Origin of the sequence: uncultured Gardnerella sp., from assembly GCF_947280595.1 — a bacterium.
GTDB classification, from domain to species: Bacteria; Actinomycetota; Actinomycetes; order Actinomycetales; family Bifidobacteriaceae; genus Bifidobacterium; species Bifidobacterium vaginale_A.
Genome location: NZ_CAMYOS010000005.1, coordinates 66,216 through 89,994, shown reverse-complemented (window position 1 = coordinate 89,994; position 23,779 = coordinate 66,216). Strand labels below are relative to the sequence as shown.

At 39.5% G+C, this 23,779-nt stretch carries 12 protein-coding genes, 1 tRNA gene and 2 riboswitches; of the genes, 1 reads left to right on the top strand and 12 read right to left on the bottom strand.

The window, feature by feature from the left end:
• Positions 1-20: 20 nt before the first annotated feature.
• Positions 21-2,399, bottom strand: coding sequence for a VWA domain-containing protein (locus Q0X59_RS02820; RefSeq protein ID WP_233186094.1), 2,379 nt, complete (start codon positions 2,397-2,399; stop codon positions 21-23).
• A gap of 185 nt (positions 2,400-2,584) precedes the next feature.
• Positions 2,585-2,678, top strand: a riboswitch (TPP riboswitch).
• Between the two features lie 24 nt (positions 2,679-2,702).
• Between Q0X59_RS02820 and thiM the strand changes: the two genes are divergently transcribed.
• The gene (thiM, locus tag Q0X59_RS02815) at positions 2,703-4,229 is read left to right on the top strand and encodes a hydroxyethylthiazole kinase (protein ID WP_199172725.1); all 1,527 of its coding nucleotides are present in this window, start codon (positions 2,703-2,705) and stop codon (positions 4,227-4,229) included.
• Between the two features lie 4 nt (positions 4,230-4,233).
• On the opposite strand, the gene Q0X59_RS02810 is transcribed toward thiM, so the two are convergent.
• The 11 genes from Q0X59_RS02810 to pyk form a co-directional block, all read right to left on the bottom strand.
• Positions 4,234-4,965 (bottom strand): HesA/MoeB/ThiF family protein, encoded by a 732-nt coding sequence (locus Q0X59_RS02810; protein WP_297642991.1) that lies wholly within the window; start codon positions 4,963-4,965, stop codon positions 4,234-4,236.
• 8 nt (positions 4,966-4,973) lie between these two features.
• Positions 4,974-5,798: a thiazole synthase gene (locus tag Q0X59_RS02805; protein ID WP_075523129.1), complete on the bottom strand. Its 825-nt coding sequence runs from the start codon at positions 5,796-5,798 to the stop codon at positions 4,974-4,976.
• Positions 5,799-5,848: 50 nt separating this feature from the next.
• Entirely contained in the window at positions 5,849-6,055 is a 207-nt protein-coding gene (thiS, locus tag Q0X59_RS02800; protein ID WP_075523126.1) for a sulfur carrier protein ThiS, read from the bottom strand.
• Between the two features lie 33 nt (positions 6,056-6,088).
• Positions 6,089-7,159, bottom strand: a complete 1,071-nt coding sequence (gene thiO, locus Q0X59_RS02795; protein ID WP_297642988.1) for a glycine oxidase ThiO — start codon at positions 7,157-7,159, stop codon at positions 6,089-6,091.
• A riboswitch (TPP riboswitch) is annotated at positions 7,150-7,253 on the bottom strand. It overlaps the preceding gene by 10 nt.
• Positions 7,254-7,583: 330 nt before the next feature.
• On the bottom strand, positions 7,584-13,094 hold the full coding sequence (gene pulA, locus Q0X59_RS02790; protein ID WP_297643032.1) for a type I pullulanase: 5,511 nt from the start codon (positions 13,092-13,094) through the stop codon (positions 7,584-7,586).
• A 957-nt stretch (positions 13,095-14,051) separates the two neighbouring features.
• Entirely contained in the window at positions 14,052-15,680 is a 1,629-nt protein-coding gene (locus Q0X59_RS02785) for an alpha-amylase family protein (RefSeq protein ID WP_297643030.1), read from the bottom strand.
• A 199-nt stretch (positions 15,681-15,879) separates the two neighbouring features.
• Positions 15,880-16,815 carry a class C sortase gene (locus Q0X59_RS02780; protein WP_297642986.1) on the bottom strand — a complete coding sequence of 312 codons (936 nt, stop codon included), beginning with the start codon at positions 16,813-16,815 and terminating at the stop codon, positions 15,880-15,882.
• 156 nt (positions 16,816-16,971) lie between these two features.
• A complete protein-coding gene (locus Q0X59_RS02775; protein WP_297642984.1) occupies positions 16,972-18,864 on the bottom strand; it encodes a SpaH/EbpB family LPXTG-anchored major pilin in 1,893 nt (630 codons plus the stop codon).
• Positions 18,865-19,117: 253 nt separating this feature from the next.
• Positions 19,118-21,619, bottom strand: coding sequence for a hypothetical protein (locus Q0X59_RS02770; RefSeq protein ID WP_297642982.1), 2,502 nt, complete (start codon positions 21,617-21,619; stop codon positions 19,118-19,120).
• Between the two features lie 364 nt (positions 21,620-21,983).
• Positions 21,984-22,057 (bottom strand) — tRNA-Leu (locus Q0X59_RS02765).
• 242 nt (positions 22,058-22,299) lie between these two features.
• On the bottom strand, positions 22,300-23,739 hold the full coding sequence (gene pyk, locus Q0X59_RS02760) for a pyruvate kinase (protein ID WP_075523526.1): 1,440 nt from the start codon (positions 23,737-23,739) through the stop codon (positions 22,300-22,302).
• Positions 23,740-23,779: the final 40 nt, after the last annotated feature.

The window sequence follows — 23,779 nt, the reverse complement described above, 5'->3', positions numbered from 1 at the left end:
ATAAAAGTTTAAAATACTCATCAATTCTTAGAATCTACTTTGCAAATGTATCCTGTTTTGCCGGAAAAAGTGTCATGCAAATAAGAAGAATTATAAAGATTATCCCTCTCATCATTCCAAGACCATTGATCCCCAACTTTCCACAACATAAGATAAAACTCAGGAGAACCATCTCGATCATTACGACTTGGCTCACCTTGCATCCAATTTGTATAAGTTGTTTTTTCACCAGTTATCCAATGCGCGAACACATCTCCATTTGGTCGCTCAGACGTATATCCACCGATCCAAACATACTTAATATCATTTTCTTCAGCTAATTGAATAAGTTTATCTTCTTCATCTTTAGTAGGAATAGTTGCTAAATGCGCTCCATCTTGCATACACGCAGCGTTAGCTTCAGTCCAAGTAACATCGCCTTTATGAACTGTGTAAGAAGCTTTCTGAACCTTTTCTCCTCTAATAGGATTAAACGGAAGATCATCGCCTATTCCGCCAGAATAACTATGCTTAGAATCAGCAAGAAGAGCAGAAATAACACGATCTGCATATGGGTCAGCAGAAGAATCAGAATCGTATTCAAGACAATAAACATTATCTTGGTTTGCTTTAATGCGATCAAGAACCTCGCTCATATCTTTGATAAATTTCAAGTTCCAGAAGTATCCACCAGTTTGTTCAGCAATAGTTTGCAAATAAGTTGTATTCGCATCTGCAGTACCAATCAAATAAATCGGAATACCTTTATCCTTTGCAAACGAAATTACATCATCCATACTATGCTGGCTCATATTATCTTCGCCATCTGTAAACGCAATAACGCAATTAGCTCCAATTCTTTTAGAAGCATTAGTAACGCCAGTGTACAAAGCATCGTATAAAGCAGTATTACCGTAAGGCTCCATATTATCTATGCCGTTTAGAAGATTATCTTCATCTTTCGTATAAGAAGCCATATACATCAAATAAGTATCAAAAGAAATAACTTCAGCTTTATCTCCAACTTTATAATTAAGAGCTCTAACGAAGTCTTTCATTGTATTTTTCATGATGTCCATTGAATTGTACATAGAATACGACTTATCGAGCATAATTTCATAGCCAACGCCTTGCTTGTCTTTTATACGCTCAATATTGCGAATTCTACGTTCAATATCTGAACCTTTACCAACTTTTTCTTTAATAGCTGCAGTTGGAGATTCAATCTCCAAAGATTCTCCAGTATTATCTGTCACAGAAAAATACAATTTAACATGAGGATAATCTCTAACGTCAGAGCCAACAATTCTTATTTTGTAATTATCAGCTACGTTTTGAGTAATCGCTGAACGAAGTTTACCGTATGGCATTTGGAAGCGATTTACCCAATTATAATAGGAAATCAATCCAGCTGGAACAGTAATAATAAGAATCGTGCAAATCACAGATACGATTTTCACCCACAAAGGCCAAAGAACAATTTTTGAATACACATTCTTAGTACCATAAGCAACATTCTTAAAACCATTAGCAATAGATGAAATAGCAGAGTCCATTGCATCATTAGGTGTCGAACTAAGAGAATTCGAATAATAATACGGCGAAGAACCAGATGGTACAGAAGAGCTAGATGATGCAGAGCTAGATGATGCAGAGCTAGATGGCACAGAACTAGATGTCACAGACGATTGAGCAGGAACTCCAGCAGAAGATTGAACGCCAGCAGACGAAGACGCACTATTTGAAGGAATTCCTTTAGGATTTCCGTAAGGTCTTGTTGGATAATTTGACGAAGGATTTGATTGAGGAGCGCCATACGGTCTAGAATATTGAGGATTATTCCCAACTGAATATGAATTATTAGGCGAATACGAACCATTATTTTGATAAGAATTAGAATAAGACGACTGCCCAGATCCTGGTTGACTCATATGAGAATTAGGCTGATAACCGTAGCCTTGATTAGATGAATACTGTGAAGATTGGTATTGATTCGACTGACTGTATGGAGAAGATTGAGAAGACGAAGAAGACGAAGAACCGTTTCCAAAAGAAGGTTGATGCAAAGGTTGATTCGGAGCCTGATTCAGATTATTTGTATGAGGATTATTTGTATGAGGATTTACATTGCTAGAACTAATATCATTATTATTTAAATTATTATTTCCACTAGAAGCAGAAATATTAGTGTTATTGAATCGTGAAAGATTATTCGGAGAATTATTAAACGCTAAACCCTTACTAAATTGAGTAGATTGATTAGTTCTACTAAAATTCGGCTGATTCGATAACGACTTTTGCTGATCTAGAATGTATGTAGGTTTAGAATTTGAATCATCTTTTCTTACAAGATTATTACCGCAGTTTTCACAAAATTTAGAATCCTCAGAATTATTATATCCGCACTTCGAGCAATTCATATCTTCTTCTCCAATGTATTTTAACGAAATAAAACGCCTAAAATAAACACTATAAGTCAATTATATACAATTAAAATATAGACACAAATTATCAATATCAATCAAAATATGCATAAAACTCGAATACAGTAAATACATCCAAAGCGATAAAATCAAAAATCTAGATATCACATGACATCGCGTGATATCACGGTTCGGGGTGCGCAAAATGCGCTGAGATTACACCCGTTGAACCTGATCTAGCTAGAACTAGCGAAGGGAATATCATATAAAATGCTTAATAACGATAACAAACACGAAAACATGATTAAAAACGAAAATACATATTTCGATACATCATTTTCAAAAAAAGCGCGCAAAAGAATGTTTATAAATGACGTAAGAAAATGTATTGAAACAGTACACAAAAATAATCCTTTAACGCATTGCATAACAAACATAATTGTGCAAGACATAACAGCTAATGCACTGTTAGCAGCAGGAGCATCTCCTATTATGGTATGCGATCCGAAAGAATCATATAATATTGCAAAAATCTCATCCGGAGTGCTCGTAAACGTTGGAACATTCCAAAAAGATTCAAGATCGCGCGCAATATACAGTTCTATTAAAGGTTGTGAAGAATCAGGAACTCCATGGGTTTTAGATCCTGTTGGAATTGGATTAGAAGCATTAGAAACTAGAAATAATTTTGTAAAAGATATAATAAAACATAATCCAACTGTTATACGCGCTAATGCGTCTGAAATTCTAGCTCTTTCAGGAATAAAAAGCGATATGAAAGGCGTTGACGCTAAAGATACAGTTGACAACGCTATCCAAGCAGCTAGAAAACTAGCCAAAAAATACGGGTCTGTTATATCAATTTCTGGAGTAGAAGACGCAGTTTACGCACACGGATGCTTCGCTAGAATAACAGGCGGAAGTAAGATCATGACAAAAGTGGTTGGCACTGGTTGCACTCTTGGAGCACTAATAGCAGCTTATGTTGGAGCAAACCCAGAACGACCATTAGCTGCAACAGTAGCAGCTCACGTTCACGCTAAAGCTGCAGGATCATACGCTGAACAACTTTCAATAGCACCAGGAACATTCCGCACTTTGTGGATTGACGCATTATCAACTCTAAGCGTTGAAAAAATGCTAGAACTCACAAATATAGAGTTCACTATTGAACCAACAGATTGGACTTTGTACTTAGTTACTGATCCTAAAATGAGCAACCGTGCTGAAGAAGACGTAGCTGTAGATAGCGTAGAAGGCGGAGTAACTGTATTACAACTACGAGATAAATATTGTGACGATGCAACAATTTCTTCTAAAGCTATAAAACTTAGAAAAGCGTTAATAAAATCACGTCATGCAAATGTACCTATTTTCATTGATGATTCAGTCAACGTTGCTTCTAAACTCGGATTTAATTTGCATATAGGTCAAAAAGACATGCCATTCGTTGAAGCACGCAAACAGATTCCTGCAGAATGGATGGTTGGATTATCTTGTGCAAGACCTGATTTAATGGAAAAAGCTTATAGAGAGTGCAAAGAACACGATGTACCTCTTCCAGATGTAATAGGTATTGGAGCAGCTTTCGCTACAACAACTAAAGAACACGATGTACCACCACTTGGAATTGACGGAGTTAATGAAGTAGCTAAAGTAGCTCATAAAATGGGTGTAAAAACATTAGCTATCGGAGGAATCCACGAAAATACAGTATTCCCTATTAGAAATCTCGAAATCGATGGAGTATGTACTGTTTCTGCACTTATGCGCGCAAAAAACCCTAAAGAAGTTGCAAAAACTCTAAAAGACGTAATAACAAAGTAAAAAATCAAGAAGAGAACTTGAAATGCCTTAAAGAATTATCTAAAGCATTATAACGAGCTAAAACACCGATAAGAGGACGACCTAAACCAGTTATAAGCTTTATTGCTTCAGTAGCCATCATTGCACCAATAATAGCTGCAGTAGCGCCTAAAACGGCAGACTTTGGAACAATTTCTTCAGGAGGAGGGCAATGATACAAATCTCGTAAATTTGGACCTTTAAATGGAACAAAAACGCTTACTTGACCTTCATAATAGAGCACAGAACCGTAAACTTCTGGAGTTCCTACACTCCAAGCAGTATCTGCAATCAAAAAACGCGTTTCAAAATTATCACAGCCGTCAATTATTAAATCATGATTCTTTGCAAGTTGTTCAGCGTTATCTTTATTAAAACGTGACACAAGATTTATTTTTAATCCTGGAGATAAAGCTTGCAAACGCTTTTTAGCAAGTTGTGCTTTAGATTCTCCACATTGATTAACAGTGTATAAAGTTTGCCTTTGTAAATTAGAAAGCTCAACAACATCATCATCACAAATAGTTATTTCACCAACACCAGCAGCAGCAAGAGAAAGCAAGCATGGAGATCCAAGCCCTCCAGCGCCGATCATGCAAATTTTCGCATTTCGAAGCAACAGTTGATGCGCAGTAGTAAAGCCTGGCAAGAGCTTGTGGCGGCAAGTACGCTCATCCTCAAGCTCCTGCACGTTATCATAAGTTTTATCAATCAACATTTAATCACTTACAATACAGAGTCAGCCCAAGCGCGACCTTCAACAGGAGAAGAAGCAAGTGCATGTTCACGCTTAGGGATACGACCAGCATCATGAGCAAGTTTTCCAGCTTTTACTGCAGCAGCCATTGCATAACCCATCTTCACAGGATCTTGGCAACGAGTTACAGCACTTGCAAGAAGCACTCCAGAGCATCCGAGTTCAAATGCTTTAACAACATCTGAAGCAGTGCCAACGCCTGCATCCAAAATCACAGGAATATTTGATTCATTGCTCTCTTGAACAATTAGCTCAATATTTCTAGGATTTAAAATTCCAAGCCCTGTGCCAATTGGAGCACCGCCCGGCATTATAGCTTTTACACCAAGCGAAACTAATCTACGAGCAACAATCGGATCGTCATTCGTATAGCACAGAACACTAAAGCCTTCTTCAACAAGCTTTTCTGCAGCAAGCAAAACTTCACGAGTATCTGGAAGCAGAGTATCGTCATCTGCAATAACCTCTAGCTTAATCCAATCAGTTCCTAGAGATTCGCGAGCCATTTTAGCTGTAAGAACAGCGTCATGCGCAGTTTTGCATCCTGCAGTATTTGGCAAAACGTTAATATTATGACGCTGCAACATGCCATAAATATCAACTCCAGTTTTTGCATGACGGCGGAGTGCAACAGTTGCGACTTGTGCTCCTGATGCAACAAGCGACTTCTCCATAATGTCAATGCTAGTCATACCACCAGTGCCAAGCAAAAGCCTTGAATGTAAGGTTTTTCCGCAAAGCTGCCATGAATCACTATTCTCTTCTACGTTATCTTTAGAATTATTTTCTGTCATTTTAAGCCTCTTATATAAATTTTTACTAAAAATACTCGAATTATTTAAAGTCATCCGCCTTGTACTGCACTAAGAATCTCAATTTGATTCCCATCACATATAAGCGTTGATTTCCATTGAGCACGAGTTAGCACATCGTCGCCAATCGCTACTGCGATGCCAGGACCCGCATCAGAACCATAACGTTTCGCAATAAGCTCAGCAACCGTTAAGCCATCTTGCACTTGAATAGTTTCACCATTGACGACGATTTGCATAATTCAACCTTTATTAACGTCTAAAAATTTAGCCTAAAAACGTGCAGGATCACAGCTTTCCAAGAATCCCTTTTCCTTTTCTGTAAGCTCTTGCTCAAGCACAAGCTTTGTAGTTAAAGAAGATCCTAAAGCTGTAAGCAAAATTCCATGACGGAAGTAACCTGTAGAAATCGTAGTATGAGTCTTAGGATCAATACCAATAAATGGTAAATCGTCTGGAGTTCCAGGACGACCTCCTGCAGTAACTTCTGTAATAGAGCATTCCTGAATACCAGGAAGCACGCTTTGAGCATCGCGAAGCAAATCAAGAACTCCACCAACTTTTGGAATATCACGATCATCTTCACGAGATGTAGCACCAAGCACGAGCTCGCCAGTTTCTTTAGCACGAGGAACTAAATACACTGGTCGATTGTGCACAAAACCTCGAACAACAGAACTAAGAATTGGACGCAATGGCTCAGGAATAGTCATTCGAATCATATCTCCCCAAACAGCGCGAAGCTTAAGCTGTGGAAGCATATCTTTTGCACCTAAACCAGAAGCCAAAACTGTATCTGGACCTAAATCATCTGGAGTGCTCGAGCGGCGTTCAATCACAACTCCGCGCTTTTCAAGTGCATCAATCATTGCTGCAGTGAAAAGACGAGGATTTATTTGATGATCATCTGGAACACTCACAGCGCCAGCAATAGTTGGCGAAAGAGCAGGCTCAATCTCACGAAGCTTACTAACAGAAATATGCTCAGCTCTACGTCCGTAACGGTGCTGCAAATTTAGCAACTCGTTTACGTGCTCGTTATCTGCTGCATCGCCACCAATTACGTAAGATCCGCACTCTAAGTAACCGGTTGGCTTATCAGTATACTTTGCAACCGAATCAACTAATTCCTTGTACATTGTTGCAGACTCAAACATAAGTGGATATAACGCTTCTTGCTGATATTGCATTTCTGCTGTAGGAGCTAACATGCCTGCAGCATGGTGAGAAGCGCCAGAAACTGGATTTGGATCTATAATGCTGACTTTAACGCCAGCTTCCGTGAGTCTCCACGCTGTTGCTAAACCAATGATACCTGCACCAATAATACGAATATTTCGCATGATACTCCTTCCTACGGCGGCATTACCCGCATCAGGTTTCCGGTCGGCTTACGCCCTCTCAGCCTGTATAGAACAAGCTCCCGTGATAAAAAGTCTTGATAGCTCAAGACCATGCATAGTATAACTCAAAGCTCTAATATAAGAACTTCACACAAAATAAACTTAATAATATAGTCTATTATTGCATCACTATACCGAAAAAATTTTAGCACTTTTATAAAAAATACGTTAATCAATGGTATGTCAAATTAAAAAATAAAACACTTAAAATCAAATTTAAAAGCATACGACTTTTAGAATATCTACTATTAAATAAAAATAAGAGTGGAAGACTGCTATAAGAGCAAATCTTCCACCCCTAGTAATCGCAAACTGATATTACGAAATATCAATTATTCAGTTATATCAGTTGTATTGCTTATGTTTAGTTTGCGCGAAGCTTACGCAGAGCACACGCAACAGCAAACGCTAACAAGCTAACAACAAGAACGCTCAAAACATTCACGCCAGTGTTAGTGAGGTTGTTCTTGAGTTTCTTTTGATTAGTTTTATTTGTGTTGTTGTTTTGTGTTTCATTCTTCACAACAATGTTAGTCCAAGCGATCTGTTTACCAGTTTCATCAACCAACACAACAGTATGCTTACCCGAATAATCAGATGGGAACAAAGCGTTAAACTCAGGCTTACCATCAACCATTCGAACAGTCACATACTTAGAACCATCAGTACTCTTAAGCAAACGAGGATTAGAGTAAATATACGCATAAGCGTAAATCACTCCATCACTCTTAAGTTTTTCAATAAACTCGTTATCTGAAACATTCAATATAACTTTGTTTGCAACACCTGCAGTAGCAACATTATTGTTACCAACAGTAAGAGTATTCTTCAACTCAGGTTCAAGACTTTTAACAGAGGAAGGCGCTGGAGCTGCTGGAGCAGAAGGTGCAGGAGCAACAGGAGTTTGGGTCTTATCTGGAGCTGGAGCTGGAGCCGGTGCCGGAGCTGGCGTTGGAACAACCGGAGCAGGTGGCTCAGGCGTTACCGGACCAGGCTTAGGAGTCACAGGACCAGGCTGAGGAGATGGAGTTACAGGCTCACTCTTCTTTTCAGCATTAAGCAACACAGCAGTCGAAAGAGCAGCAACCTTGTATGTTCCGTCAGCAGAAACACTAGCCTCTTGAGCAGTTTCATTGACTTTGCCATCAGCAACAAGAGCAGAATACTTTCCTGCTGGAATCTTTACTTGAGTTTCAGCATTATTAGCATTGAACACTACAACATATTGCTTATCTGCATCGTTAAGCGTGTAAGCAATTACACCATCAGGAGTGCCATCAATCATCTTCATGTTCTTGTTAATTGTTGCATAATCAAAATCACGAAGAGATTTAATGCTCTTGCGTAGCTTCAACAATCCCTTGAAATAGTTCACGGAATCAGACTTGTCAGCAGCACGATTCCAATCAAGAGCATTATCTTTATCGCCAGCATTGTAACTATTATGGTTACCGTTCTTACTTCTTAAGAATTCCTGACCAAGCTGAATAAACGGCATGCCACGAGAAAGCAAAATCATTGAATTTGCAAGCTTTACTCGCTTCAATCGTACTTCTTCAGTGTCTGTAGGCGCAGAAACCTTTAGCTTATCGTACAACGACAAGTTATCGTGAGCTTCAACATACTGAACAATTTGACCTGCATCAGCAAAGTGCGTTTCAGCATTACCATTCGAGCACTTAACAGTACTCGTGTCAAACTGGCAACCAAGCAAATTATGCTCAAGCAAAGCCTTAACACCTTTATCTGTATTGCCATTTACAAAACCAGTACCCTTAGCATCAAACACAGAACCTTTTACAGAATCACGGAATGAATCGTTAAAGAACGCTACTCCTGGAATCTTATAACCATTTGGCTGAATAGTAGACTCGCTCTTAGGAAGTAGTTCATTCATATCCCAGCCTTCACCGAGCACAATAATTGACGGATCAATCTTATTAAGCTCAGCACGCACTTCTTGCATAGTCTTCAGGTCAATTAAGCCCATCAAATCAAATCGGAAGCCGTCAAGGTTGTAATTCGTAGCCCAATACTTTACAGAATCCAAAATATACTTGCGCATCATTTGACGCTCAGACGCAGTATCGTTTCCGCATCCAGAATTACCATTCAGAGCGCCATCCTTATAACGGAAGTAGTATCCAGGAACAGTCTTGTTAAGCGAATGCTTTTGCACATCATAAACATGGTTGTAAACCACGTCCATAATCACACGCAAGCCAGCTTTATGAAGACCAGCAATCATTTGCTTAGCTTCCTTAACTCGCGCTGTTGGATTAGCAGGATCAGTAGAATAAGATCCTTCAGGAACATTGTAGTTCTCTGGATCATAACCCCAATTTTGAGCGCCTGGCTTTCCATAGCTCAAGTCACCAGTTTCATTCACAGAACCAAAATCATACATTGGCATGATTTGCACGTGAGTGACACCAAGCGACTTCAAATAATCAAAGCCAGAAACATTCTGCTTATCTTTAGTCTTAGTACCTTCTTCTATTACGCCAAGATACTTACCACGATGAGCATCGCTAATACCAGAGTTTGGATTGATTGAGAAGTCACGAACATCCATTTCTGCAATTGTTGCGTCACTTGGATTCGTAAAGCTTGGCATACGATTTCCAGCACTACCTGCGTCTTTATCTGCTAATACAACAGAACGCTCACCGTTTACTACTGCAGCTTTCGCATAAGGATCAGCAGAAACATTCACTGTGCCATCAGCAAAATGAACTTCATATGCGTAAGCTGTATTAGCTTTGTCGCCATCAAGCTTTGCAGACCATACGCCATGATCTTCTGCTGTCATAGGTGTTTCTTTGTCTTTTTCAGCGTTTTCTTGAGTCGACTTATAAGTAATCAACTTTACTTCAGTTGCTGTTGGAGCCCAAAGCTTGAAAGTAGTTGAAGAAGCAGAATACACAGCACCTAAATCATTGCCAGTGTAAGCATATTTCTTATCGAATTCATCGGTACGAATTACGCTAGCACCAGTTTTTGAGGAAGCAGAAAGCTTAATATCTTTAGCTAATCCCTTAATACTCAACTCATACTTATGCTTAATATTAAGGTCATTCTTGGTTTCGATAGTAATCTCTGAACCATTAGCTTTAACAGAAGCAATCTCAACAGTCGTGGCAGGATTTTCACTAGCATCCAAAAGTGTTACGTCAGAGTCTTTTACAGAAGACACGTCACCAGATACTTTTACAGATAACTTCTTTAAGCCAGCAATATCAGCAGACATCACGTGAGCTGTAAGTTGTGGCATAGTAGCGTTTAAGTATACTGTCATGTCATCTTGCATTAACCAGACTTCAGCACTACCCTTGTTTGGATCACTTGGATCTAGCTTAATTGCATTGTTTGGAATAAGTCGGTCACTAGGATCTTGTTTATCCCAAGCGTTAATTGGCGTAGATTTTCTAACTTTGAAGCCAACACTGTCAATACCACCATCATTCTTAGCAGTAAAGGTTGCAATCTTGCCATAATCATCATGCGAAGTGAAGTAACGAGCAGATCCATTAGTTCCATCGTTCCAAGTCCACATGTTCCAGCCTTCATAATCGCCAGCATTCCTGCGATAATGAACTGTTACCTTTAACTCTTTTGGCTTCTTCTTAAGGTTGTCTGGAGCAGTGAACTTAGTACTATCGCTAGTGTCTTTTTCATTAGGATTTGCCCAAGCTCCGCCTGTTACCCAAGCTTCAGCAAGACCACTTGCACAGTTTTCAATAGCACGATCACCACCGTCTTTACCCCACTCTTTTGTGGTAGTAATAAAGGAAAGTGACTTGTTTTCAAAAGCTCCATAAACTGTAATTTCAAAAACTTTGCCGAAAGAATCCGTGCCAGTAAACGGATGCCAAGTTCCATGTAGATCTTTACCATCCTTGTCTTTACCCCACAAATAAACGCCAATATCGCGAGTATCACCAGCTTTTGGCTTGTAGTGGATGCGAACAGTAGTCTTTGGCTTATACGCTACTGGGCAAGGATTTACTCCAACACTACCCTTGTGATCTTGAGCTACATACGAATCAGTGTGAGCTGGAATCTTAAAGTTATTATTATCTCCTTCGTGATACCAGTAATCTTTGCCATCGTTAAATACTGCTTCATAAGCTTTGCCATTGGTTGTAATCGTCTTCTTATACCAACCATCGCAAGCCTTGCTCATCTCTTCACCATGACCTTGAGTCCAGCTTGAGCCTATGCCGTAATGAACGTATACTTTCTTATCTTTAAACTTTTCGTCTGGCTTAAAGTAAATAGTTGTTTTAGGATCTTCTGGCATGCCCGCATCAGGCTTTTCTACACCATATTGAGGATCAGATGCGTCTGCAGCAGTGCCAGCCGGATGCTTGGATTTTGTGGCATTAACATGTAAAGCTACAGCTTCGCGAGCGCCAATCTTGGTTTTAACTTCACCATTTGCAACTTTAACAGTCTTAGAGCAGTCACCTGCAGCGTACACATTGCAATACTCACCATCAGGCAAATCAGTCTTATAAGAAACTTCTTTTTCGTCAAGCGAATTGTTGATTGCTAAGAAGCCCTTCTTTTCACGGCTAAAAGCAACGTTGTTATCGCCATCATCTTGCCAATTTGTGACTTTAGCACCTTGAACAGCGTTGTAGAATCCAACCATTCCACGAATAGAAGTCCAACGCTGAGAGCACTGCCAATTGGAATCCTTACCACAAGTTACATCTGGAACAGAAATATCAGTTGCACCAGGCGCACCTTCATCATTCTTATCGAACTTGTATCCGGAATACACGTTTGGAGTGCCGTATGGCCACGCGAGCATGAACGCGTTTGCTAAAGCGTAACGGCGACCGTCCTTATATGTAAGCACGCTGTTACCGCGCTCTGTATCCCAATTCGTAACGAAAATAGCAGCTTTATCGCTTTCAACCATTCCGTCTTGAATTTTGTTCAGCGGCTTGCTTGCCTTCATCAGCGAGCCTTTAAAGTTTTGCTTAAGCTGGTAAGAGTAGCCAAATTCGTTTACTTCGCCTTCGCTTAAATGCGCAGCAGGCTTAATTTGTGCAGCTTCTGAAGGATTGCCAATAGTTTCCTGCATCCACCAAATGTCATTAATCTTTTTGCTGTCGTCAACACTTTCGTTGTATTGCTTTATAGCAGAAGCTTTAATGCCCCTCATATCTTCTGGAGAAATATGCTTAACAGCATCAACACGGAAACCAGCAACACCGAGTTTCAATAAATCTGCAAAATACTTACCTAAAACTTCGCGCACGTGAGTCTTAGAAGTATCCAAATCAAGCAAGCCTACAAGCCTGTGAGTCCAAACTTCTTCAGCATTCGTATAATCTTTAATCTCTTCAGTGCTCTGATGGAAATCGTCTTTAGTGTATCCAGCATCCGGGAAAGACTGATTAGGCGCATCATACTTACTTCCACCAACACCGACAGTATCTTTATTATCAAAACCAGTCATATGGTTAATAACAGCATCAGCAATAATTCCAACATTCGCTGCTTTGCAAGTAGTAATCATATGCTTAAACTCAGCTTCAGTGCCAAGCTTAGAATTTAAGCTATAGCTCACAGGCTGATAAGAAGTCCACCAAGCTTCACCTTTAATATGATCCTGAGAAGGCGAAATTTGCACATATTTCACACCTTCAGGACCGTAAGTATTAGTGCACTCCTCAGCAATACTATTCCAATTCTGCTGAAAAGCAGTAACAATAACACCCTTGCCATTAAGTGTTACATTATTAGAAGTTTCTTTGCTACCGGAAGCAACCCCCCCCCCGGCAGTATTTTCAGCATTCGCATTACCAGTAACAGCAAAACATGTTACAAGCATTGCAACTGAAGCTGCTACTGAAACCATCTTCGATGCGAAATCCCGATGACGATTCATCATTATCCTTTCCTTCATTGGTGCCAACGCATATTCTCCATCGTTTACATTGACATTGATGAACACGTAAACATTGACACGCGCAATGCCTACTAACAACGTTTTTAAAGAACCGCCACGTTACAATAAAAACACATTAATAGAAAACGTACCCATCAAACTATAGAGTATATCAGTCCATATAACAAAAAATCTAACAACTATTATTGTTCGATAATCTATAGTTTTATTTATAGAATTTTCCTATTTGTCGTGGCTGAGCTCTCGGAGTTTCTCTCATCGCAAGATTTTTACATTGCTCTAAGAGAAACTCCGAGAGCTCTTTGCATGTTTAGTCTTTTAATCTTCGGTTAATCACTGAGATTTTTCGATTTTTCTTCTTCATTCGATGAATCACCATCGGGCTGCGAATCGACCGAGATTAAAGCAGCATAGTGCGCTTTAAGCTCCCTCGATGAGTGAGCTGGCACAGAGAGGAAGTCCAGTGGACTTCCCTGCCAGCGAAGTGTTGAGATGTTACTGCGCGCGCGATAAAAAATGGCACTAAAGATCTCATTCAGTGCGAAAAATCTTAAATCTCTGCCTAACTAATAGCAAAGCGCGTCTGGCAAATAAATTCACACATAAAATACTAGTGAGGGATGGGTGTTGCTTGGTCGAACAATATAAAAGTGGAGCGATTCTAAATAAATTCCAACATAATCCAATCCTGTTGGGAATAAAAAGTTAAATTAAAAATCTAAATACTAGTAACACAAGCATAATGACAATGTACCTCATAAGAGCGTAACGTCTGTGAGACAAGTAACAGCCATTACTCACTAGTATGTAGACATAAACACATATGAAAAAACATGTGTGAAAAATCTTAAATCTGCCTAACTAATAGCAAGGAAAATCCTGTAAAACAAACCTACAAGATTATTTCTAATTAGATGTAGAAGATGCAGAAGAATTCTTAAGTTTTGTGGAGCGAAGCACAATATGCCTGTTAATCAAGAAAGCAAACACTAAAGCGATAATAACAAAAACCCAAACAATCATAGTTCGTCTAGAAGAATCCCCAAAGTTTTTCACAGCTTTAACATGAATAGCAACAGCAGAATTAGCTGGAATCGTAGTATCAATTTTCCCATCGCTAACATTAACAGTATGAGCGCACTTGTTTGAAACATAAACGTTGCAATACTCTCCGTCAGGCAAATCAGTCTTATATGAAACTTTATGAGGATTATCAGTATTGTTTATAGCTAAAAATCCTTTATTCTCACGACTAAAAGCAATATTATTATCATCGTCATCTTGCCATTTAGTCACCTTCGTGCCTTTAACAGCATTATAGAATCCAATCATTCCGCGAATTGAAGTCCAACGCTGAGTACACTGCCAATTGGAATCCTTGCCACAAGTCACATTCGGAACGGATGTAACGGTAGCACCAGGAGCACCCTCATCACGTTTCGCAAACTTATATCCAGAATAAATATTAGGAGTTCCATAAGGGTAAGCGAGCATAAAAGCATTAGCTAACTCATATTTTTCATCATCCTTATAAGTAAGAACGCGAGTTGAACTATCACGCTCAGTATCCCAATTCGTAACGAAAATAGCAGCTTTATCGCTAGGAATAAGATTGTCTGTAATATGTTTCAAATTTTCAATAGAACCATAAAAATAATTACGCAAACGATGTGAATACTCAAATTCGTCAACTTCACCAGTTGCAAGATATTGATCCGGCTGAACTTTTTTAGAGCCATTAATATCGCCAATAGTTTCTTGCATCCACCAAATTTTATCTGGAGTAGTATGAGCTGCTAAAGCAGCAGCTTGTTTGATTCCTTTTACATCCTCCGGAGACATATGTTTAACAGCGTCCACACGGAAACCAGCAACACCAAGATTCAAAAGCTTAGCAAAATACTTACCTAAAACTTCACGCACGTGCGCCTTAGAAGTGTCTAAATCAAGCAATCCAACAAGCCTATAATTCCACACTTGTTCAGGATCATTATAGTTGCTAATGCTTTCAGCTATTTGATGGAAATCGTCCTTAGTGTATCCAGCGTCTGTAAAAGTTTGAGTAGATGCATCATATTTACTTCCACCAACACCAACAGTATCTTTATTATCAAAACCAGTCATATGGTTAATAACAGCATCAGCAATAATTCCAACATTCGCTGCTTTGCAAGTAGTAATCATATGCTTAAACTCAGCTTCAGTGCCAAGCTTAGAATTTAAGCTATAGCTCACAGGCTGATAAGAAGTCCACCAAGCTTCACCTTTAATATGATCTTGAGGAGGAGAAACCTGAACATACTTCACACCTTCAGGACCATAAGTTTGTTCACATTCCTTAGCAACACTATTCCAATTCTGCTGAAAAGCAGTAACAATAACACCCTTAGAAAAGGCAAGACTTTTATTATCTGCAGATGAAGCAAACGCTGAATTAAAAGGGATGATTGATAATGCTAATAATGCTAACGATGATATAAAAGCAATTATCGCATACGATTTTATATTCGTCTTATTTTCGCGTATTTTGCACATCTTTACGCAAAACTTTGCATTATGGATCATCTTTGTTCCTTTCAAACATTGCAACACAAGCGTTCACGCTAAACGTTATTTATTATATTCTTTATTAACGCAAAACTTAAGAATCTGTTTTCATGTGTTTCATCTGCTACATCTAATTAGCGATAATCTTGTAGGTTTACAGAATTTTCCTATTGATTGTTGCTGAAAACTAGTTGAGAATTAAATGCTTAGCGCGTTGCAAGCGATCGCGTTTATGTTTTTGAACCATAGCAATAATCATAGTAGTGAGAATAATTGCACAACTAATTACAGCTATTAAAAACATCGTCATCCAAAACGGCCATTGCAAAGAGTCTTTTGGCAACTCTACAGGATTCGGCAATATACGATACCCAGTTACTAAAAGCCGCTGAGTATTAACTCCATACGGAGTACAAGTAAGAAGTGTTGCTAAGTCGCGCCCACGTTCGCGTTGAAGCAATCTAATATCATGTGGGTCAACGATGCTAATACGGAACACTTTGTACTGTAATGTTTCTCCTTGCACGTCAAAGTAGAAGAAGTCGCCTTTTTTAATATCAACTAAAGCATCAAACATTGTTGCATCCGGCAAACCCGTATGCGCTGTCACAACCGTGTGACGATTCTTACCACCAACAGGCAAATCCGTGCCATACAAGTGACCTGCACCTTTAGCTAAAACATCTTGCGAACTTCCGTGGTAAATCGGCAATTTCACGCCAATTTTAGGGATTTTCACAATGCCCATAATTCCCATCGGCTCAGCCAATTGCTTTATATAATCTTTATATTCAGGAGTTTGCATATAATCTGTAGTTCCGTTATAAGGATCAACAGTGATAATAGACTTGTGACGCTTGTTATAACTACGAGCTGCTTGTAAAATTTTCTTTCTAGCTCTCTCAGTCTTCTTTCGACTTAAACGATCATAAGCTACGGAAATCTCCTTCGACACTTTGTTGTTCCACAATGTTGATGCAACTGGATAAGTGAAACATAGTATTGCAGCGAGAGCGAGAATAATTGGCTCTAGAATTCTACGCAAATGTGATTTTTTGCGCTTGCGCGAAACAATTTTGTTGAAGGGAGCACATAATTTTTTAACAGCATTGTTTAATTTCATGCTTCCTCGTTTTCTTAATGTTTATGTAAGTAATTTATTCTGCGTTGCGCAAATTTGGGATTTTTCTCTTGATAGAGCAAGTGAGTCTAGGATTTATCTAAAAACCCTAGACTCACACTTTGTTATTGGACTACAAAGCCAGTTTTAGAAAGCAGATCAAGCTGTCTTCTGTTCTTCTTCTTTACGGTTTTTAATGTAAAGAATCACGCTAGCAGAAATCAAACCAATGCCAGCTAACGCGAAAATCAACACACCAGCAGCACCAGTTGCAGGAAGGTTGAACCAGAAGTAGGTCTTACCGTCTTTGCTTCCCTTATTGCTAAGTTTGAGGTCTTCAAACTCTTCTGGCGTAGCAGCATCTTTCTGAACAGTCACTTCGTGTACTTCAGGAGAAAGCGCGTAACCTTGAGGAGCTTCAACTTCAACAAGATAAACAGTGTCTTTCGCACGAACCTTGTATGTAGTTGTGAAGTTACCTTTAGCGTCTGTTGCAGCAGTAGTCTTTAGGTCAGCAGTAGTGCCGTCAGCTGGGGCAGTTGCAGGAGCATCGGCAAGATTTGATGCAGCTTCACACTCTGGGATTTCGCTTGCTTTCTTGCTAAGATCCGCAAGTCCTTTAGCGCAAGCCTTCGCCTTATCTTTATCAGCGAAAATCCTGAACTTAGCACCTGCAAGATCAGTCTTAGTGTTGCCATTCATGTAGTACTTGTGAACTTGAAGGAAGCCAAAGTCAATAGTCGCGTTAGATTTTTCACCGTTAGGAATGATTGGAGAAGGGGCCTTCTCACTCTTTTCATGAGCTGGGAAGAAACCAGACTTGTTTACAATCTGATCCTGCGATTTATCATTCTCAGCAACAGAACCATTAGTCACTTTAGTGTTCTTATAAGTATCGCTAAGCTCAAACTCGAGATTTACTTCAACATTAACAGTGTCACCGTTATTCTTGCAAGCGTTTATAGCGTCAGCAATCTTTTCAAGACCTGCCTTCTCGAACTTAACTAAAATACGAGTGTGACCAGCAACAAGACCTCTCTGATTTTCATTAGCATCATCATTCTTGTAATTCTCTTGAGTACTGTTCGCAATAGGATCTTCTACATTGTAATAGGTAGTAGTGTCGTTATTCTTAACCTCTTCGCCGTTAATCTTCACGCTCTTTACAACAGCTTTATCGATAGTCTTGAAAGCAGCAGTTGGAGCATCATCGAAGACTTTATAACCTTGAAGATCTTCAGCAGTCAAAGCCTTTTCAGACTTAAATTTGTTCACTTTTGCAGTAATAGTGAATGGTACTTTATCCTTAACGCTTGCGAACTTAGCCTTATCGTAAACCTTCTCAATAGAGTCAGAAGTACTCATATTCTTCGGGTAAACAGTAGGGTTATAGTTATACTTCACACTCGTCTTAGCATTATCACCCTCGCCTGTTGTAGTGTACTCCGGCAAAGGAAGCGTCATATAGAATGATTTCGTATCAGAAACCATGTAACCGGTAGGCACTTGAGTTTCCTCAACCTTGTACAAGCCAAGATCCTTATTTTCGAACTTTACTTGACCGTCCTCGCCAGTTTCTGCACTTTCAAATACATTCTGACCGTCACCAGATTTTGTAGTTCCAAGCGTAATTTCATCGCCATTTTCTTTAATAGTGTGATCATTTAGCTTAGAAACAAGTTTCGCAATCTTCTGCCAAGACTCAAATTTGCTAAGATCTAAAGTAACGTTTTCGTTTCCTTCCTTAACAGAAGTGACTTTAGTCAACGTGAACTTAGCGCCTTTAAGCGGCTTAAAACCAGTTGGGCATTGTGTCTGAGAAGTATCTTTATCATCAGCTTTCTTCTTCTCACACTTAAGAATGGTTATAGTACCAGTTTTAGGAGCATTTTCAACCCACGGATCCTTAGGTTTAGCACCGCCTTGATGAACAGGCGGACGAGGAACAGCCCACGCAACTCCGGACACGGTTACAGCGCCAGCAACGCACAGCGTGCCAGCCATCGCAAGCGACGACACAGCCGCCACGAATTTTCTTGATAATCTGTTCATATTATCTCCTTTTCTCACGCTTCTAATAGAAGTTGAGTTAAGTTGTTTTGTTTTTGTGTTTGTTACTATGTGTTCGTTCGAGTACCGATTTTGCACTTGTTTACGTACTTACTCGGCACTTTCTATGTTTGTTTTCTGTTTGTTTTGACTACCCTGGATATATTGGATTAGTTAATCTAGTTATGTTTTTATTTTCGCTACGCGTAGTACACGGATACACGAGCAAAACTTGATTATGTAGGCAGCTTTCACATCAGCATCGCCGCCTTCCATTTAGCATTGAATGGTAACGCTTAATTGAATCGGAAACAAAATAAATAGCAATCAAAGTTGTAACTAGAGCGCAAAGCACGCTCAAAAACATGTTCCAACCGCGCGCTCCAGCATTAGGAAGACTAAACTTAACAACTTGAATTTTAAGCATGTACTTCTGCCAATCAGTGCCCTGCTTAAAATCAGCAAACTTAGCTTTATTGCTGCCTTCTAACAAAGAGTCACCATTTGGTATGACGCTATTATTCTTAAAGCTAGTTTCGTAAGTTTTCCAAGCATCAGAGTCAAGCACATTCTGTTTTAACGCGTAAACAACGCACTGGTAATCGCCAACTTCTTCAGGCTTTATGCTTGCTTCTATATCAGTTCGCGCAGCAACATTCTTGTTATCAGATGACGTGCATTGTGTATTGCCTTTAGAGTCAGTAACGCAAGGCTCTTGATCGCTAGGCAAAGTAACACCAAGACCTGCAATACTAGTGCTCCAAGTCTTGTATTCAAGTAAATCCAGTTGCTGTTCAGATTGAGAAGATTGTGATCCAGAAGGCGAGCTTGGCGAGCCAGCGCCAGTATTAGCACCATTCGAGCCAGCACTGCTATTACCGTCAGTTGAGCCAGCGCTTCCGGTACCAGTACCAGTACCAGTAGAATTATTCTTCTTCTCGCCTTTCGAGCACAGCATGCGCAAAGTAATCTTCGAGTTATTTGATTGCGAAATTGCATCAATAAACGGATTGATTTCAGCACCTCTTATAAGAGAGAAACTGTAACTTCCATCAGCCAAAGCAGCAGGCAGACTTCCATTGGCATTTTTAAACGGATACACTTTCAGACTAAGATCCTTACCGCCAAACTGGATTGTTATAGTTTTATAATACCAGTCAACGCCTTGCTTAATATCATCAGTCTTCCACGCATTACTATCAACAATGTTTCCCTCAAACAGAGACTTCTTACCTTCATTAGTTTTGGAATTTTTCTTGAACTCTTCTACCAGATTAGAGGGATGCTTGCCAGTTGCTTTGTCTTTTAAATTAGCATCCTTAAAAGCGAACACTGTGCACTCAAAAGTTCCAGCACTCGTAGGCGTGCCACTAATCCAGCTTTGAGAGCGCTCAGTATAAGGATCACTCTCATACACAGCAGAATCCTCTGCATTTTCATCAGGTCGATCCTTATTTTCCATATGCTTGAACTGAGTCTGCGTACCTAGACTCAAACCATTAACACTGTCTAACGTATAATTATCGCTACCATTTTCATGGCAAATCATATGATGATAGATAACACTAGGCTTTTTAGTAGATTTAGAATCAATAAAAAGATTATTAATAGAATCGTAAGTGTCTTTCTTGTCAGTACCGCCAGCACCTTGACTATTAGACTTTGGCTTTATAATAATTTTATTATCACTTACAGGAGTCTTATCCGTCTTATTCACAAAATCGTATAAGCTCAGCGTTAAATCACCGTCGTTCGGCACGTCAGATACATCAACTATTACACTTATTGTAACGGATATTTTTTCTTTTTTATTTTTGTAATATGCAAAAACTTTAAATCTATAACTACCGTAGTCCCACTTACCATTTGGACGCAAAGTTACAGAACCATCAAAGCCCTTTTGCTTTTCAGTATTCGAAACTTTGATAGTTTTACCATTTTCTGTTTTTTCAAAATTCACCCAACTTGGTACCGGATTGTTAGCAAACTTTCCTAATTCAAACCACACGCCGTCTAGTAGATTAGTGGCTGGTATTTTCCCAGGTTTTAATTCGAACTTTGGAGTAATAGTTCTAGGTTCACCACCACGCTTTATTAGAATAGTCTTACCATCATTATCTACAGTAGGACTACCAATATTATAGCTAATACTGTAGCATTTACCTAATTCTTTACACTCCTTCGGTTTTCTCGCACTTCTGTCAGTGCCTTTAACAGCATCCGCAGAATCAATGTCTTTCTTTTGGTAGTCTTTAGCGTTTTGATTTGTAGCAGCCTCATCAGCTTTAGCCTTATTAACACCACTGTTACTATCAGGCTGCTGCTTTTCAACAGACTTTAGCTCACCATCATTCTTCTTTAAACTACTAGAAGAGCCAGTATTACTCTTATTAAGTTCAGCACTATTAGATCCACTCTGCTCATACTGCTTATTTGATTCACCATCGTTTTTAGTAGAACCAGCTTTCGCACGCTCAGTCTTCTCAGTAGAAGTAGCACTTTCGCTAGCACTTAAAGCAGAAGTTGGAGCAATCAAAAAAGCAGCAAGCAAAGTTACACATGCAACAAATAACGAAAGTAACGCTCGACTCGTGCACGAACCACACGCTTTTCGAGACGCGTTTTTAGACGCGTTTGAGCGCAAAGTGGCGCAAGAAGACCTTTTAGACTCTCTTGCAACGCTGGAGTTATAGTGGTGAGCGACAAAATCGCGAATCGCACACGCACACTTTAAGAAACCATACTTCGGAGCAGTCATAACTACTCTCCTTATGTTGTTATAAACGCTGTTCTTAAATACTCAAAATTCAATGCAACTTTTAAAAACTGCACTAAATCTTGCTGCACGGTAACCAGATATTCGCATTTACGAGTAGAACTATACCCCCCCCCCATGGTTAATTTCAAGCAAAAGTAGAAAATTAGTAATATTTTTTAAATCACCAGATTATGAGAATATCATCGCGAAATAATTTTAAAAAAAAACTTAGAAGCTTAATATTTTAAACTCTTAATACTTTAGCGAGAACAACACTCACAAACTTAAGAACACTATATAACACAAAACAGAACTACTTGAAGCACAATATATAGTAGTAATAAAAATATCTCATACACTCAAGTGCCCCCGGTGAGACTCGAACTCACACTGTACAGATTTTGAGGCTGTTTCCTCTACCAATTGGGATACAGGGGCATTTTTAATTATTCGCAACATCTTGCGACTTGTTGACTATACCACACTTTTTTTCATATTCAAAGGTTTATAAATTTTGCGCGTGTCGCAGTATTGAATATTTTATCTATAACCCGAATATTTGTGATTAGATACAAGCAATGCGCGCAACCTAAAAATAGGAAGCGCGCATTACAAGTTACAAATTAAAATTTACAACCTACAACCTATAAGATGTAAGTTGCAAGTCAAAACAGCGTATATTAGTCGCAAGCTCCAACAGTATGAACGTAAATAGAATCAGTACGACCAGCTTGACGCTCACCCTGTGCAGTGCTCAAAACAACAATCTTATCTCCATCGGAAACCTTACCAGCTTCACGAAGAACTTTATCAGTGAAAATCATCAAATCATGGCGATTCATCTCGTGATAATCTTCGTCAATCAAGAAGGATTCAGTACCCCAGCTCAAAGCTAACCAATGATATGTATGCTCGTTGTTTGTCAATCCGTAAATTGGAGCAACAGGACGTTCACGTGAAATACGATGAACCGTGCGACCAGTTTGAGTGTAAGCAACAATAGCTTTAGCATTAAGCTTATCTGCTAAATCAACAGCTGCAGAAGAAACTGCACCAGTACTAGACATATCAAGCTCAACAGCTGGAATACGATCGTAACCGTGCTCAGTAGCGAATTGAGAGATACGAGCCATAGTTTGAACTGTAACAGCTGGATACTTGCCAACAGCAGTTTCGTTAGAAGTCATAGTCGCGTCAGCACCATCGAGAACAGCGTTAGCGCAATCGGAAGCTTCTGCACGAGTTGGAACTGGAGAATTAACCATAGTTCCAAGAACCTCAGTAGCAACAATTACTGGCTTTGCATAACGGCGAGAAAGCTCAATGCAACGCTTAGTAACGAGAGGAACTTCTTCAAGAGGCATCTCAACAGCCATATCTCCACGAGCAACCATAATGCCATCGAAAGTCTTAACAATCTCTTCCAAGTTTTCTACAGCTTGTGGCTTCTCAATCTTAGCAACGATTGGGATACGGCGACCTTCTTCGTCCATAATCTCATGAGCGCGATCAATATCGCTTGCAAAACGAACGAAAGACATTGCAATAATATCTGCGCCAGTACGAATAGCCCAACGAAGATCAGCCTCATCTTTTTCAGTTAAAGCTGGAAGAGAAACAGCAACACCTGGAAGGTTAATACCCTTGTGGCTAGAAACTGGTCCTGCAACAACAACCTTCGTATGTACGTCATTGCCTTCAACTTTAGTGACTTCAAGGCGAACCTTGCCATCGTCAATTAAAATCGGATCTCCTGCATGGCAATCTCCAGGTAAACCTTTGAAAGTTGTGGAAGTACGATGCTCATCACCTTCAATATCATCAGTGGTGATTACGAACTCTTGACCTTCATTCAAATAAACTTTATCTTCGCCGTTCTCATTCTTTTTGAACCAACCGCAACGAATCTTTGGACCTTGTAAATCAACAAGAGCAGCCACATTACGGCCAGTGGATTTAGAAGCAGCACGCACATTGTTGTACACACGCAAATGATCCTCAGGAGTACCGTGAGAACGATTAAGACGAGCAACATCCATACCAGATTCAACGAGCTTAGTAATGCCCTCTAACGATTCGGTAGCTGGACCAATAGTATCAACGATTTTGGCTTTACGCATAATGCCTACCTATTTCTTCTTGATTGTTATGAGTAAAATA